Source organism: Azospirillaceae bacterium (assembly GCA_028283825.1).
Taxonomy (GTDB): Bacteria; Pseudomonadota; Alphaproteobacteria; order Azospirillales; family Azospirillaceae; genus Nitrospirillum.
The window spans coordinates 444,612-459,536 of the sequence record JAPWJW010000002.1 but is presented as its reverse complement, the minus strand read 5'-3'; the positions used below and the strand labels follow the sequence as shown (position 1 = coordinate 459,536).

The window sequence follows — 14,925 nt, the reverse complement described above, 5'->3', positions numbered from 1 at the left end:
TTCCCGCGTCCGAAGGCCAGCGGCGTTTACAGGCGATACGCCCTTCGATACCGTGCCGGCCACAGTTTGAACCCGAGATCGGGGGCACGGGCCAAAAGCGCGCCGCCGGGGGAGAGTAAAGATGGGAATGATGCTGCGTGGCCTGACGTCGCGCTTGGTGAGGGCCGGCCTGGCGGCGGGTCTGGTCGGCACGCTGATGGGCGCCGGGGCCGCCCTGGCGCAGGATGCCGGCGCCCCCCAGCTGACGGTGGAGCGCATGCTGGGCAGCCCGTCGCTGAACGGCCCCCGGGCGCGCGGGGTGAAGTTCTCCCCCGACGGGAACCTGGTGACCTACCTGAAGGCCAAGGCCGACGACGCCAACAAGACCGACCTGTGGGCCTACGACATCCAGAAGGGCGAACATCGCCTGCTGGTCGACAGCAACCAGTTCAGCGCCAAGGAAAGCGAGGAGGAGCGTGGCCGCCGCGAGCGCCAGCGCATCCGCGATACCGGCATCGTCGACTATTCTTGGGATGAGGAGGGGCGCACCCTGCTTTTCCCCATGTCGGGCGACGTCTTCGTCCTGACACCCGGGAGCACGCCGCGCCGCATCACCGACAGCGCCGCTACCAAGGACGCCGCCATCGACGCGCGTTTCGCGCCGGGCGGGCGCCTGGTGTCCTATGTCCGCGGCAACAACCTGTACGTCTATGACCTGGACCAGGGAAAGGAACGCGCCCTGACCCAGGACGGCGCCGGCGCCCTGTCCTACGGCACGGCGGAGTTCGTGGCGCAGGAGGAGCTGAAGCGCAACACCGGCTACTGGTGGTCGCCCGACGCCCGCTACGTCGCCTACACCCGCGTGGACGAGTCCAGCGTGCCGCTGGTCAGCCGCTATGACTACGGTGCGGAGGGCGTGACCGTGGTGCCGCAGCGTTATCCCTTCGCCGGCGGCCCCAACGCCAGGGTGACGCTGCACGTCATGGAATTGGCCACCGGCAAGGTATCGAACGTGGATCTGGGCGATCCCGCCGGCCTGTACCTGGCGCGGGTGGACTGGCGCCGCGACAGCTCGGAAATGCTGGTACAGCGCCTGACCCGCGACCAGAAACGGCTGGACCTGCTGGCCGTCAACCCGGCCAGCGGCGCCGGCCACGTGCTGCTGACGGAGCAGAGCAAGACCTTCCTGAACCTGAACGAGGACATCCGGCCGCTGAAGAGCGGCAGCTTCGTCTGGGGTTCGGAACGCACAGGCTTCGAGCATCTGTTCCTGTGCGACCATGACGCCGCCCGCTGCCGCCAGCTGACCAAGGGCGACTGGATGGTCGACAGCGTGGCCGGCGTGGACGAGGCCAGCGGCCGCGTCTTCTTCACCGGCTTCCGCGAGGGCCCGCTGGACCACCATGTCTACAGCGTGCGCCTGGGCAACGGCGAGGTGACGGCCCTGACCACCGAGGACGGCTGGCACGGCATCACCATGGCCAAGAAGGGCAGCAACTGGCTGCACAGCTTCTCCGGCCCCCACCAGCCGCCGCAGCTGTCGGTGGTGGACGGCGACGGCAAGCTGGTCACCTGGATCATCGAGAACAAGCTGGATGCCGGCCATCCCTTCGCCCCCTACCTGGCGACCGAGATCCAGCCGGAATTCGGCGTTCTGAAGGCCGACGACGGCAGCGACCTGCACTACATGATGCTGGTGCCGCCCGGCGCGCGTGAGGCGGCGAAGCAGGGCCGCAAGTACCCCGCCATCATGAACGCCTATGGCGGCCCGGCGGCGGCCCTGGTCAACCACGCCTGGGGCGACGCCCAGTCAGGCTTCAACCAGGTGCTGGCGCGGCGCGGCTACGTCGTCATGGTGCTGGACAACCGGGGCACGCCGCACCGGGGCCAGGCTTTCCTGTCGGCGACCTATCATCATTTCGGCTCGGTCGAGGTGGCGGACCAGGTGAAGGGGGCGACCTACCTGAAGTCCCTGCCCTTCGTCGATGGTGACCATGTCGGCTTCTACGGGCACAGCCATGGCGGCTTCATGACCGTCATCATGCTGACCCGGGCGCCGGGCGTGTTCGCGGCCGGTGCGGCCGGCGCGCCGGTGACCGACTGGCGCCTGTACGACACCGCCTACACCGAACGCTACCTGGGCGACCCGGCGCAGGGACCCGCCTATGACGACAGCAGCGTCTTCAAGGATTTGAAGAACATCAAGGGCCGCCTGATGGTCATCCACGGCATGGCGGACGACAACGTCTTCTTCGACAACACCACCAAGCTGATCCGGGCATTGCAGCAGCAGGGCACGCAGTTCGACCTGATGACCTATCCCGGCCAGCGGCACGGCTTCTACGACCTGTACGCCAACATCCACCGCTACGACACCATGCTGGACTTCTTCGACCGCACCCTGCGGCCGGCGGGCAGCCCCGGTGCCGTGACGGTGGGCGGGGCGCCGTAAGGACCGCGACCGCCGGGGGCCCGCGTCCCCGGCGGTCCATTGAAGAGGCCACGATGAACGAACGCCCCATCCCCGACGCCGCCCTGCACGACCCCGATGCCGTGGAGATGCTGCGGGTGTGGATCGCGGGCCAGGAACTCCACTGCGCCATGAAGATCGGGATGTACCAGGAGGGTGGTGCCATTCCGGAGGATGGGGCCTGGGGCACCATCCTGGCCGGCGTCGCCCGCCATTTGGCCCATGCCCTGGAGACAGGATACGGCCTGGACGCCGCCGAGACGCTGGAGGGCATCCGCCGGCGCTTCAACGCCGAACTGGACAAAGTCCCGCCACCCGTGACGGGCGGCTTCGTCCGGCGGCACTGAGGCTGAAAAAAACAAAGCCGCCGATCCGGCAGGGTCGGTGGCTTTTCCTTTGGGAGCGGGCTGGAACGGGGGCGTTTATTCCGCCGCCACCATCACCGCCTCGGAGGTATTGGCCGGCTGGCCTTCCTGGATCATCTCACGCATCGTGTCGAAGCAGCGGCCGCAGCGGGGCGAGCACCCCTGGGCCTTGAACACCGCCCCCACGCTCTGCGCCCCCGCGCCGACATGGCTACGGACGGTACGGCAGTTGATCGCGTTACAGACACAGACATACATGGAGTAGGCATCCACCCATCGCGAGACTGATGCCCAAAATACTGAGAAGCGTTCGCATTGGCAATCGTGATTCTGCGAGGCATTCGCGTATGGGTGGGGTCACGGTGACGCACCTTGAAAAAGCCGGGCCATCAGGGGGGTAGCATGATGGGAAAGTGGCATGGATGGGCGCTGACGGCCGCCCTTGTCCTCTGTCCGGCACCAAGCTGGGCCAAGCCGCGATCCATCACGGTCCAGACGGTCGTGGTGGAGGAAACCGGCCTTTTCCGGCCGCAGCAGACCAACATCGAATCGGAAGAGGTTTGCGGGCGCTTCAGGCCGTCCGACGCCCAGGTGCTGGCCTGGCTGGCCAAGGCCAAGGAGGTGTCCGCGCCGGCCTTCTATGAAACCGCCACCATCACGCAATGCTCCGCCAAGGGGCATTTGTCCACGACCTCCGGCAAGACCTATCCGTGGATACTGGATCCGGGGGGCGGCATCATCATCGAGACGTCCGCCCGCGACGCCATCTACCTGAAAGGCCCGCAACTTCCCCTGCGGTGATGCGGCGGCTTAACCGTCATTGTCCCCGATCCTGCAACAGAAGTTCACGGGAAATGGCCATTGCCGGGCCGGCGGCGCGCCCCTTAGCCTGGGTGAAAATAAACCAGGGAGGGTGCGATGGAACTACCGCAGTCCGTCGGCAAGTACGTCATGAACCAATGGTACGCCGCCGCCTGGTCGGGGGAGGTGACGGACAAGCCGTTCGCCCGCCAGATGCTGGATGAGCGCATCGTGCTGTTCCGCCAGGGCGACGGGCGCATCGCCGCCCTGACCGACCGCTGCCCCCACCGCCTGGCGCCCCTGTCCATGGGCGATTGCGTCAACGGCCATCTGCGCTGCGGCTATCATGGGCTGGAGTTCAATGGCGCCGGCGACTGCGTGCACGTGCCCGGCCAGGCCATGATCCCGCCCACCGCGAAGACCCGCAGCTTCCCGGCGGTGGAACGCTACAACCTGATCTGGGTGTGGATGGGCGACAGGGCGCTGGCGGACGAGGCCCTGCTGCCCCTGGTGCGCAAGCATGGGGAACCGGGCTGGGCGGTGCTGGACCACGGCTATCAGCACCACGCCGCCAACTACCGGATCGAGGTGGAGAACCTGATGGATCCGGCCCACACCACCTTCCTGCACAAGCAGACCATCGGCAACCCCGCCGCCAAGGACGAACCGGTCAACGTCAAGCGGGTGGATGAGAACGGGCGGAAGGGCATCGTCGCCTATCGCTGGCTGAAGAACACCCCGCCCTCCCCCTTCGACCGGCAGAGCGGCGCGTTCAGCGACGGGACCAAGGTGGATCGCGGCCAGTTCTTCGCCTTCTTCCTGCCCACCGTGTCGCTGGTGGAGATCGTGTCCATGCCGTCCGGCCTGGAGTACACGGACGAGAACATGGACCGGGGCCTGCGCACCTTCAGCTACAAGTTCCTGACCCCGGAAAGCGAGAAGGCCACCCACTTCTTCTGGCTGCACGTCCGCAACTACCGCGTCGGCGACGCGGAGTGGGAGACGCAGTTGCGCATCAACCTGGACAAGACCTATGTCGAGGACAACGAGATGGCGTCGGCCATCCAGGTGGAGCAGGAACGCACCGGCGTGCGCCAGTTCACCGCCATCGCCATCGACCGCGCCCCCGTCATGGCGGTGCGTGAGATCGAAAAGATGATCGCCGCCGAGAAGGGCCTGGCGCCCGACAGGGCCCTGGAAATGGCGGACTGAGCCCCATGCCCCCCAACCCCGAGATCAGGATCCATGTCCAAACCCGCGACGGCGCGTCTCAAGTGGTGGAGGCCGCCAGCGGCGTCACGTTGATGGAGGCGCTGCGCGATGCCGGGGTGGACGGCATCCTGGCGCTGTGCGGCGGGTGCTGTTCCTGCGCCACCTGCCACGTTTATGTCGATCCCGCTTGGGTAGGCGCCCTGCCGCCTGTCGGCGGGGACGAGGACGATCTGCTGGACAGCTCATCCCACCGCGACGGCCGATCCCGCCTATCCTGCCAAATCCCCCTGATCGACGCGCTGGACGGGCTGACGGTGACGGTGGCGCCGGAGGATTGATGGGGAACAGCCACTCGCGCCTAGGTTGACAAGAACGAAATAAGAACATAAGGTGCTCTTCCATCAACCGAGGAGAGCGAGCATGGATGGTTGGCAGCGCCGTTACCGCCTGGACAGCAGCCCGGGCGGTTTGGGTGTCCGTTGCACGGACGATGGCCTGGCCTTGGCTGGCGTGCCCCTGCTGACCAAAGGCGCCGGCGGCTTGCAGGTCCGTCCGGCGGTAGAGGTGACGACGCTGTTGCGCCGGGCCTACGCCGGAACGGACCCGGGCGCCGCCGTGCTGCCCGGCCTTGCCAAGATCGCCGACGCGCTGAACCGGGGGGAACTGGCGCATGCCATGATCCGCGCCGTGCATCTGCGCCTGCCCGAACTGGATTGGGACGCGGCCGCCCGCCTGGCGCGGGCCAACGACGATTTGGCGAAGTACAGCCCCGATCAGCCACGCGATGACCACGGACGCTGGACGGGGAATGACGGGGCGGCGGACACGGCACAGTCCCATGAAGGATACGCGTTGGCTGCCGGAACCCAGCCCCAAGCGGCAGGCGGAAAGACCTGCGGCATCTTCTATCCCAAGGCCGGCACGCTACTTAACGCGCAAGACGGGGAAAAGCTGTTCAATGACGTCCTGAAGAAGCTGCGTGACGCCGGCACCCTGCCGACCCAGAGCACGCTGATGGACAAGCTGTTCCCGGATTTCAAGTTTGTGCCGTACTTCACCACTGTGGGGCCGGACGGCAACCCCAGAAAATATCCGTCCTTGAAAGGGGCGGATAAGGATCACGACGACAACGGCTACAAAATCGTGGGCGGCTTTACGCGTGGCGGCTATAGCGAGATTTACCGGACATCTGCCGCCGCCGCGTATATCCCCGGACTGGGTGACACCACACCGGCTGAGACAATGGAATTCGCAATCATGCATGAGTGGGGACACCAGAACCAAGGTGGCCATTGCGGAGGGAACGGAGGGAACGAAGAGTGCTGCGCGGACAGCTTCGCGCTTCGCCATATGGGGGGCGGAAATGGGAATCGCTGACATGATAGACCGCCTGCCGATATGCAAAATCATATCGAGCCTTTCATGTTCAATACTTCTCTGTCTTTTCCTCATGTGGGAATTTCGCCCGTTTTCCATTTCCGAGGAAGACAGGGTGCAACCGGCTTTAACAGCTATCTATGCTTATACGGAAGGTAATAACCTATGGAGCGGGGATTATCGTGAAGAGTTTTATTTATCAATTGATTATAATGACCCTGATGACGGAGTCATTAAATATCTTGAGAGCCGACACCCTGGCATAATAATACACAATGGAAGCGAGAATACAAAATACGTAGAATGCCAAGAAGGTGCTATCTTTTACAATGCTCCCCGCTTCAAGTGCAAGGCGGGGAAAATATTGTCCGCCAATCTGGTCCGCATGCTGATGTGGCGGGTCGCACTGGTGAACGTCCATTCGCCGAATTGCGGGGGTGACGCCTGGATGTTCAAGCCCTTCAACCGATGGATCATCTTTTCCATGGACATAGGCTGCTCTTAGGCACCCGCGCCACATGCCTCTATAACCGGATGCTGGTGCGCAGGCCCAGGACCAGGCCGTTGCCCACCACGCTGGCGCCCGTCCCCGCGGCCTGGCCGGGCAGCGGCACGTTGCCGCCGGGGTGGATGACGTACTGCACGTCCGGCTGGATGGTGGCCCAGCCGGCCACCACCGCCTGGTAGCTGAGTTCCAGCAGCACCTCATGGTCGCGCACCGGGTAGAAGGGACGCCCGTAGTGGCGGTAGTCCTGGTCCAGGCCGCTGGCGGCCGAGCCGATCTGGGCGTAGGCCACCGCCAGGCCCAGCGTATCGTCGGCCCGGCCGGGCAGCAGGGCCTTCCAGGTCAGGCCGCCGTCGGCGTAGAAGGCAATCAGGTTGCGGTCCGCCGGCGCGCCCGCCAGGCGCAGGAAGGCCGACAGGCCCGCATCCGGCTTGTCGCCCCTGTGCCACAGCTGGACGTCGGCCACGCCGTAGACGCCCCAGTCGTTGGTGTCGGTGGCGGGCACGCCGCCCGAGCTGGGATCGGCCTGGGTCAGGCCGTCGGCGGCCTGGCGCTCATCATGGAAGGGGCCGCCGTGGAACCAGGCGCCCAGCTTGAAGGTGGGGGACAGCCGGTCGTCGGCGCCGGCGATCACCGGCTGGTACTGCGCCTCCATCACCGCGAAGACGTCGCCGGAAAAGCTGAAGGTGGTGCCGCTGGCATCCTGGGCCTGGGCCTCGCCCACCGCACTGGCCGCCGGATTGCCGGCGAAGACCGCCCCCAGGAAGGACAGTTCCGGCGTCGCCGAGACGCTGACCCGGGCGCCGGGGGTGGCCAGGGGATATGCGGGGCCGCCGCCCGGCAGGTCGGCGCCGGTGATGGCCTGCCAACCGAAGGTGCCGTTGACGAACAGCGCCGCCCCCCGACTGGTGACGAATTCGTCATCCGCCGCCAGTTGGCCGACCCGGACGGAAACCTGGCCGTCCCACAGAGTCTGCTGCGCCCACAGGGTGAACAGGCGCGGGCCGGGCAGCGCCTCGATATTGCTGACGGTGGCGATGTTCTGCAGGCAGCAGCGGCTGAGCCCCGCGCCGTGGATGCCGTAGGCGGTGGCGTGCAGCAGCAGGCCGTGCCAGCCGAACGCCGCCTGGGCGTCCAGTTCCACCGTCGCCTCCAGCCGGCCCTCGCCCACCGTTTCCCGCTGCACGCCGCCCTGCGCCAGGGTCAGCGCCTCCCCCACATAGACCAGGTTCAGGGACAGGCCGTCGTCCAGCAGGCGGGTGCGCACACCGCCCCAGTCGCCCGTCAGACTGTCGCGATCCCGGAAGCCGGGACCCTCCGCGCTCGCCGCATCGGGGGCCGCGTCCTGCGCCCGGGCCGGCAGGGCCAGCAGCAGACCGGCCAGCAGGAGGGGGAACAGGGTACGTCGCGCCATCGCCCATGCCCCCTATTGCGCCGCCGCGTCCAGCAGACGCCGGGTCATGTCGCACACGAAGGTCTGCAAATCGGCGTCCCGGCGGCCACCCTGCACCTCCGCCTCACCAAACACCTCGGTCTGGTAGCGGCCGCCCTGGTAAAGGCGCAGTTCGGCGGAGATCAGGCGGTGCACGCCGAACAGCCGGCCGGCGCTGGACCGGGGCGGGCCCACGCTGCGTGAGGCGCCACCGGCATAGGGGTTGGGGCGGAAGGTCCATTCCACCCGGTCGGGGGCGGCAAGGCCGGCCGGGATGAAGGACTGGCCGCCGCCGGGCGTGTTCATGCCGGCCGTGGTCATCACGGTGGCCAGGAAGGGTGCGGCCTCGCGCGGCAGGAACCCCGGCAGGTCCCCCACCACCGTCACGGGCAGTGCGGCCGCTTGCGCCCAGCCCGCCGGCGTCATCGCCATCACCACGACCGCCCCCAGCATCAAATCCCGGCGCGATGGCGGGGAAAGGCGGGGAAACGGCGGGCGGCGGAACATTGCGGCATCTCAAGGGTCGCCTGGGATGACGATGGGATAGCACAGCGGGGGCGGGGGCCGCCGCCGCAACCTGGCATTGTCACAAAACCACAATGGAGCCGACCATCGGGACACCAGGCGCGACATGACCTTTAGTTGTACCCATGGCGTGTCTGGCGTCCATTTTAGCCGATTAAAGGTTGCAACATAGCAATCATCCACCAATAGTGGCCCCATGAACGCGGAGGCCAACGTGAAAGTTGCGCTGATTGCACCCCCCATCATGGATTATCAAGGCGGACGGTCCTGGGGCCGGCTGCGGCCCATCGCCATGGACGCGGTGCGGGAATGCCCGCCCTACGGCATCTACATGCTGGCGGGGGTGCTGGGCAGCGCCGGGCACGACGTCACCCTGGTCGACCTGATTGCCGCCGGTTCCCGCAGCGTCCGGCCCTGGCTGGAGGATCTGGGCCAGTGCGGGCTGATCGGCATCGGCGCCACCTCCATGTCCTGGCCCACCGCGCATGACGTGATCCGGCAGTTGCGCCGTGCCGGCGTGGACGCGCCCATCGTGCTGGGCGGCATCCACCCCACCATGTTCGACCGGCACCTGCTGCGCAATTTCGACGTCCAGTACGTGGTGCGCGGCGAGGGCGAGGTGGCGCTGCCCACCCTGTGCGCGGCCTTGGAGGGCAAGGGCGACCTGAGCGCCGTGCCCAACCTGTCCTGGCGCACGGCGGAGGGGGAGATCGTGCGCAACGCGGTGGCGCCCAAGATCGACAAGAGCGCCCTGCCGGAATTCCCCCTGCCCGACTACGCCGCCCTGCCGGCCGGAATCTATAAGGGCCTGGCCATCGAATCCTCGCGCGGCTGCGCCTTCGACTGTTCCTTCTGCAGCACGTCCTACCGGCAAAGCTGGCGCGGCATGGCGGCGGAGCGGTTCGTGGACCGGCTGGAAGCCGTCATGGCGCATTTGCCGCGCACGCGCTATCGCACCACCCACATCATCGACGACGAATTCTCCATGAACCCGAAGCGGGCCATCGAGATCGCCACCGTCATTCGGCAGCGGGGCCTGCATCCCAAGCTGGTCTACGACAGCCGGGCCACCGACCTGCTGTGGCCCGGCTTCGTCGACAGCATCGCGGAGTTCACCTGCCAGTTCCTGGTAGGGGCTGAATGCGGCTATGACGAGGGGCTGAAACGCATCGGCAAGGGATCGACCTGCAAGATCCTGGAGGACGCGGCCCGGGTGCTGCACCAGCATAACCTCAGCGAACAGGTGGATTATTCCTTCATCCTGGGCCTGCCCTGGGAAACCCGGGCGGAGGTGGAGAAGACCATCCGCTTCGCCATGCACCTGCACGCCACCTACGGCGTGCGCGTCCTGCTGCAATGGTACTGCCAGATCCCCGGCTCGCGCCTGTGGGAAGAGGACCGCCGCCGGGCCGTGGTGACCGAGGCCATGTACGACGATTACGGCTTCTTCCGCGACCCCTACATGTTCCGCAGCGGCGTGCAACTGACGCCCGCGGAGATATGGGAGGTGGGCGACATGGTGGAACAGCTGAAGTGGCTGGCCAAGCTGATGACGCCCGGCCGCAAGATGATCGAATTCGCCTTCCCCCTGGCCATCCACCAGAGTTTCCCCCGCGAAAGCCTGGATACCACCGACACCGGCCTGGCCAGCCTGCGCCAGATCGCCCACCCCGGGCGGGCGCCGGCGGCGGCCCCGATGCCGCCATCGGCCGGGTTGCCCCCCATGGAGGTCGGCATCCCCCAGCGCCACTTCGTGGGGGTGGACTGATGGCCGTGACGCGGGCCCCCCGGCTGCGGCGCCGTCCCGCCGGCGGTGACCGGCAGCGGCGGCTGGCCGTGGTCCTCCGCCAGGTGGCGCTAGACCCGGATTTGCGCCGGCGGCTGGAGGACGATCCCGTCGCGGCGCTGGGCCAACTGGGTGTCGCGCTCAATCCCCGCGAACAGGCGGCCGTGGCGGGCCGGCGGCTGTCCCGGTCGCTGGGCGTCAACGCCGACTGGATGCTGATGTTCTGACGCCGGCGGCATGAATGCCGCCGTAGGCCCCAAGCGGGGCCGCCGGAGCTTTGCGGGTAGCGAAGCGGACTGGAAAGCGAGGAAGCCCTAGCCGGCGGATGCCGGCGCCCGCCGCCTGAGGGGGCATTTGAGCGGTCACGATCAAATGCCCGTGCGTATGCCTGCATCGGAACCACCAGGAAGGAGGCACTGAGCCATGGTCACCAAGGCCGTCCCCGCGCGGACCACCAAGCTGGATCCGCATACCTTCGCCACGGCGCTGGACCGCGTCGCCAGCGATCCGCATTTCCGGCAGAAGCTGGACCTGCACCCCGCCGAGACCTTGCGGGAACTGGGCGTGCAGATCGATTCCGCCGACCGCGCGGCGCTGGCGGGCAAGCGCCTGTCGCAGTTGATCCCCCGCGACATCGGCGGCAGCGGCGGCCAGGTCGCCCAGACCTATGTCTACGTCGTGGTGGGCGTGGTCATCATGATCGGCACCAAGGTGGACGAAAGCATCGTGGAGCTGTCGGACAGCATCGCCGCCATCAAGAAGACGCGCGCAAGGACGACGACCATCACCGCCAAGGCGGCGAAGGAAACGCCGAAATAGGCGGCCGGCATGCCGGCATCCGGCCAGCGGCCCCTGCCGCCGCCGGTCTTCATCCTGTGCCCGCCGCGGTCCTTCTCCTCCGTCATCTGCGCCATGCTGGGGCAACATCCGGACCTGTACGGGTTCCCGGAACTGAACCTGTTCCTGGGCGACACGGTGGATGAACTGCTGCTGCTGCCGGCCGGGCTGATGTCCGGGCTGTTGCGGGCACTGGCGCAGGTGCATGAGGGGCGCCAGACGGCCGGCACCGTGGCGGCGGCGCGGGACTGGCTGGAAGCGCGGCGGGATTGGCCGGTGCGGGACCTGTTCGACCATCTGCGGCGGGAGGTGGCCCCCCGCGCCGCCATCGACAAAAGCCCTCTGACGGCGCTGTTCCCGGCGGCGCTGGCCCGGGCGGACGCCGGTTATCCCGACGCCAGGTTCCTGCATGTGACGCGGCATCCGGCGACCGCCCTGCCCTCGCTGCGCGGGCATGTCGCCATGGCCCCCGGCGGCGGCCGGACGCGAAAGCCCGGCAGCCGTGAGGCGCGGGCGGCCCTGGTCTGGTGCGCCAGCCACACGCGCATCCTGACCTTCACCCAGGCCCTGCCGCCGGCGCGGACCCTGTTGCTGCGGGGGGAGGATTTGCTGGCCGATCCGGCGGGGGTGATGCCCCGCCTGGCCGAATGGCTAGGGGTGGACAGGAGTGCCGCGGCCCTGGCGGCGGCCCACCACCCGGAGGCGTCGCCCTACGCCCACCCGGGGCCGCGCAACGCGCGCCTGGGCAACGACCCGCATTTCCAGGCGGCACCCACGCTGGTGCCGCCGCCATTGCCCACGGATCTGGGCCGGGTGGCGGACTGGGCCATGGACGACCGCCTGGCCCAGGTGCTGCACGCCCTGGCGTCCGAACTGGGCTACGTCACGGACGGTCCCGCCCCACCGCCGCCCATGAAAAAGGCCGGGCACGCGACGCGCCCGGCCTTTTCCTGAGGCAATGGTCCAGGGAAGGCGTTCGCCTTACGACCCTTCGGTCATCTGTTCCTGCTGGTAGTTCTGCAGGCCGACGCGGTTGATCAGGTCCTGCTGGGTTTCCAGCCAGTCGATGTGTTCCTCGGTGTCCTCCAGGATCTCCCGGAAGATCTCCTTGCTCTGGAAGTCACGCACGGACTCGGCGTACTTCATCGCTTCCTGCAGGCAGGTGCGGTTGAAGGTTTCGATGGACAGGTCACCCTCGAACATCTCCGGCACGTCCTCGCCGATCTTCAGCTTCAGCAGGTCCTGCAGGTTGGGCAGGCCTTCCAGGAACAGGATACGCTCGATCAGCTTGTCGGCGTGCTTCATCTCGCCGATCGATTCCTCATAGACCTTCTTGGCCAGACGCATCAGGCCCCAGTTCTTCAGCATGCGGGCATGCAGGAAGTACTGGTTAATGGCGGTCAGCTCATTGGTCAGGATCTTGTTCAGGTGCGCGATGACCTGCGGATCGCCCTTCATCACTTATTCTCCTTATTTAGGCGGGCCCGGTGCGGCGGGCCAAATGCATAGCATCAACGAGGGGCCATGAATACAAGCTCAAGTTTTCGATAATGCATCGCAGTATCATTGAGCCGTATCAATGGCTTCGGCGCCTATTAAACTTCGACTTGGGTCCCCAATTCCACTACTCGGTTGGGGGGGATGTCAAAAAAAGTCGTCGCGGAGAGGGCGGTGGCCGACAGGGCGATGAAAACCTGCTCCTGCCAGCGGGTGAGGTCGGAGCGTGACGACGGCACCAGGGTTTCACGGCCCAGGAAGAACGACGTCTCCGCCAGGTCGATGGCCAGGCCCAGCGGCCGGCATTCGGCCAGGGCCCGCGGCACGTTGGGCTGTTCCATGAAGCCGAAGTGCGCGGTGACGGAGAAGAAGCCCTTGCCCAGCTTTTCCACCGACACGCGGCGTTCGCGCACCACCCAGGGCACTTCCTCGGTCAGCACGCGCATCAGCACCACACGCTCGTGCAGCACCTTGTTGTGCTTCAGGTTATGCAGCAGGGCGTGGGGCACCTTGTCGACGCTGCCGGTCATGAACACCGCCGTGCCGGCCACGCGCACCGGCGTGCGGTCCGCCCGTTCCAGGAACAACGACATCGGCAGGGCGTCGCGGTAGATGCGGTCGTACAGCACCTTGCGCCCCACCCGCCAGGTGGAAACCAGGGTGAACACCAGCAGGCCCACCGTCAGGGGCAGCCAGCCACCCTGGGGGATCTTCAGGCAGTTGGCCGTCAGGAAGCTGAAATCCACGATCAGGAAGAAACCGAACACCAGCCCGGCGCGCGCGCGGCTCCACCCCCAGACATCGCGGGCGGTGAACAGCGCCATGATGGTGGTGATGGCCATGCTGCCGGTCACCGCCAGGCCATAGGCGTCGGTCAGCTTGGCCGAACTGCCGAACACCAGCACCAGCGCCACCACGGCCACCAGCAGGGCCCAGTTGATGCGCGGCACGTAGACCTGGCCGATCTCGCTTTCCGAGGTGTGGCGAATTTCCATGCGCGGCATGTAACCCAGCTGCACCGCCTGGCGGGTCAGCGAGAACACGCCGGAGATCACCGCCTGGCTGGCGATGATGGTGGCCGCCGTCGACAGCACCACCAGCGGCAGCTGCAGGGCTTCCGGCACCATCAGGAAGAAGGGGTTGCTGATGGCGTCGGGGTGCTTCAGCAGCAGGGCGCCCTGGCCGAAATAGTTCAGCACCAATGAGGGGAAGACCAGGCCCACCCAGGCGTGGCGGATGGGCGTGCGGCCGAAATGGCCCATGTCGGCGTACAACGCCTCCGCCCCGGTGAAGGACAGGACGGCCGCCCCCAATATGTAGAACACCGACCAGCCGTGGTTGAAGGCCAGGTCCAGGGCGAAGCGGGGGTCCAGCGCCTTCAGCACGTGCGGCACCTGGACGATGTGGGCCAGGCCCATCACCGCCAGGCCGAAGAACCAGAAGGTCATCACCGGGCCGAACACGCGGCCCACCGTGTTGGTGCCGCCGCTCTGGATCAGGAACAGGCCCACCAGGATGACGACGGTGATGGGCACCACCCAGTGCTGGACATCGGGGGCGGAAATCTCCAGCCCCTCCACCGCCGACAGGACCGACACGGCCGGCGTGATCATACCGTCGCCGTAGAACAGCGCCAGGCCCAGCATGGCCAGCACGGTCATGAGGCGCCGTTGCGAGCGCGACCGGTCCTTGCCGCTGAGCGCCAGGGTGGACAGCGACAGGATGCCGCCCTCGCCCTTGTTGTCGGCGCGCAGGATCAGGACCACGTACTTGGCGGTGACGACCAGGACCAGGGACCAGAACACCATGGACAGGAAGCCGAAGATGTTGCCTTCGGTCAGCGGCATGCCGGTGATCACCGGGTCGAACGCCGTGTGCATGGTGTAGAGGGGGCTGGTGCCGATGTCGCCGTAGACGACACCCAGCGCCCCGAGGGTCAGGGCCCAGTGGCGGCGGCCGGCACCGTGCTGGTCGCTAGAGTGGCTGGATTGCATGGGGTCGGATGAGATCGGCGTGAACTGCGTTAGGACGGCGTGTCTGGGTCCGGTCGGGTGACATGGCTAAAAGAGGTAGGCTTCCAATAGCGACGAAACGACGGAGGTAACACGACATCGGTGGCAAGGCGGGCCGGATCGACCA

General features: G+C 66.9%; 16 protein-coding genes. 11 read left to right on the top strand and 5 right to left on the bottom strand.

What is annotated here, in order from left to right:
- Positions 1 to 121 precede the first annotated feature (121 nt).
- Together PW843_10785 and PW843_10780 are read left to right on the top strand one after the other, a co-directional pair.
- On the top strand, positions 122 to 2,431 hold the full coding sequence (locus tag PW843_10785) for a S9 family peptidase (GenBank protein ID MDE1147089.1): 2,310 nt from the start codon (positions 122 to 124) through the stop codon (positions 2,429 to 2,431).
- Between the two features lie 53 nt (positions 2,432 to 2,484).
- Positions 2,485 to 2,796 (top strand): DUF5076 domain-containing protein, encoded by a 312-nt coding sequence (locus PW843_10780; GenBank protein ID MDE1147088.1) that lies wholly within the window; start codon positions 2,485 to 2,487, stop codon positions 2,794 to 2,796.
- 75 nt (positions 2,797 to 2,871) lie between these two features.
- Here the strand turns inward: PW843_10780 and PW843_10775 are convergent, their stop codons facing one another.
- Entirely contained in the window at positions 2,872 to 3,072 is a 201-nt protein-coding gene (locus PW843_10775; GenBank protein ID MDE1147087.1) for a (2Fe-2S)-binding protein, read from the bottom strand.
- A 144-nt stretch (positions 3,073 to 3,216) separates the two neighbouring features.
- Here PW843_10775 and PW843_10770 point away from each other — a divergent pair, with 144 nt between their 5' ends.
- The 5 genes from PW843_10770 to PW843_10750 all read left to right on the top strand — a co-directional run bounded on the left by PW843_10770 (position 3,217) and on the right by PW843_10750 (position 6,709).
- Positions 3,217 to 3,615, top strand: a complete 399-nt coding sequence (locus tag PW843_10770) for a hypothetical protein (GenBank protein MDE1147086.1) — start codon at positions 3,217 to 3,219, stop codon at positions 3,613 to 3,615.
- A 117-nt stretch (positions 3,616 to 3,732) separates the two neighbouring features.
- Positions 3,733 to 4,827, top strand: coding sequence for an aromatic ring-hydroxylating dioxygenase subunit alpha (locus PW843_10765; GenBank protein ID MDE1147085.1), 1,095 nt, complete (start codon positions 3,733 to 3,735; stop codon positions 4,825 to 4,827).
- 5 nt (positions 4,828 to 4,832) lie between these two features.
- Positions 4,833 to 5,165, top strand: a complete 333-nt coding sequence (locus PW843_10760; protein ID MDE1147084.1) for a 2Fe-2S iron-sulfur cluster-binding protein — start codon at positions 4,833 to 4,835, stop codon at positions 5,163 to 5,165.
- An 82-nt stretch (positions 5,166 to 5,247) separates the two neighbouring features.
- Positions 5,248 to 6,204 (top strand): hypothetical protein, encoded by a 957-nt coding sequence (locus PW843_10755; GenBank protein ID MDE1147083.1) that lies wholly within the window; start codon positions 5,248 to 5,250, stop codon positions 6,202 to 6,204.
- A 1-nt stretch (position 6,205) separates the two neighbouring features.
- The gene (locus tag PW843_10750) at positions 6,206 to 6,709 is read left to right on the top strand and encodes a hypothetical protein (GenBank protein MDE1147082.1); all 504 of its coding nucleotides are present in this window, start codon (positions 6,206 to 6,208) and stop codon (positions 6,707 to 6,709) included.
- 19 nt (positions 6,710 to 6,728) lie between these two features.
- Here the strand turns inward: PW843_10750 and PW843_10745 are convergent, their stop codons facing one another.
- Together PW843_10745 and PW843_10740 are read right to left on the bottom strand one after the other, a co-directional pair.
- A complete protein-coding gene (locus tag PW843_10745; protein MDE1147081.1) occupies positions 6,729 to 8,123 on the bottom strand; it encodes a carbohydrate porin in 1,395 nt (464 codons plus the stop codon).
- 12 nt (positions 8,124 to 8,135) lie between these two features.
- A complete protein-coding gene (locus PW843_10740; GenBank protein MDE1147080.1) occupies positions 8,136 to 8,594 on the bottom strand; it encodes a hypothetical protein in 459 nt (152 codons plus the stop codon).
- A gap of 316 nt (positions 8,595 to 8,910) precedes the next feature.
- Here PW843_10740 and PW843_10735 point away from each other — a divergent pair, with 316 nt between their 5' ends.
- The 4 genes from PW843_10735 (at position 8,911) to PW843_10720 (ending at position 12,243) form a co-directional block, all read left to right on the top strand.
- A complete protein-coding gene (locus tag PW843_10735; protein MDE1147079.1) occupies positions 8,911 to 10,434 on the top strand; it encodes a radical SAM protein in 1,524 nt (507 codons plus the stop codon).
- Positions 10,434 to 10,679 (top strand): hypothetical protein, encoded by a 246-nt coding sequence (locus PW843_10730; protein ID MDE1147078.1) that lies wholly within the window; start codon positions 10,434 to 10,436, stop codon positions 10,677 to 10,679. The genes PW843_10735 and PW843_10730 overlap by 1 nt, the downstream gene beginning before the upstream one ends.
- A 196-nt stretch (positions 10,680 to 10,875) precedes the next feature.
- Positions 10,876 to 11,271 carry a hypothetical protein gene (locus PW843_10725; protein MDE1147077.1) on the top strand — a complete coding sequence of 132 codons (396 nt, stop codon included), beginning with the start codon at positions 10,876 to 10,878 and terminating at the stop codon, positions 11,269 to 11,271.
- Positions 11,272 to 11,280: 9 nt separating this feature from the next.
- Positions 11,281 to 12,243: a sulfotransferase gene (locus PW843_10720; protein ID MDE1147076.1), complete on the top strand. Its 963-nt coding sequence runs from the start codon at positions 11,281 to 11,283 to the stop codon at positions 12,241 to 12,243.
- Between the two features lie 27 nt (positions 12,244 to 12,270).
- Here the strand turns inward: PW843_10720 and bfr are convergent, their stop codons facing one another.
- Entirely contained in the window at positions 12,271 to 12,747 is a 477-nt protein-coding gene (bfr, locus tag PW843_10715; protein ID MDE1147075.1) for a bacterioferritin, read from the bottom strand.
- 137 nt (positions 12,748 to 12,884) lie between these two features.
- Positions 12,885 to 14,780, bottom strand: a complete 1,896-nt coding sequence (locus PW843_10710) for a potassium transporter Kup (GenBank protein MDE1147074.1) — start codon at positions 14,778 to 14,780, stop codon at positions 12,885 to 12,887.
- Between the last annotated feature and the right edge of the window lie 145 nt (positions 14,781 to 14,925).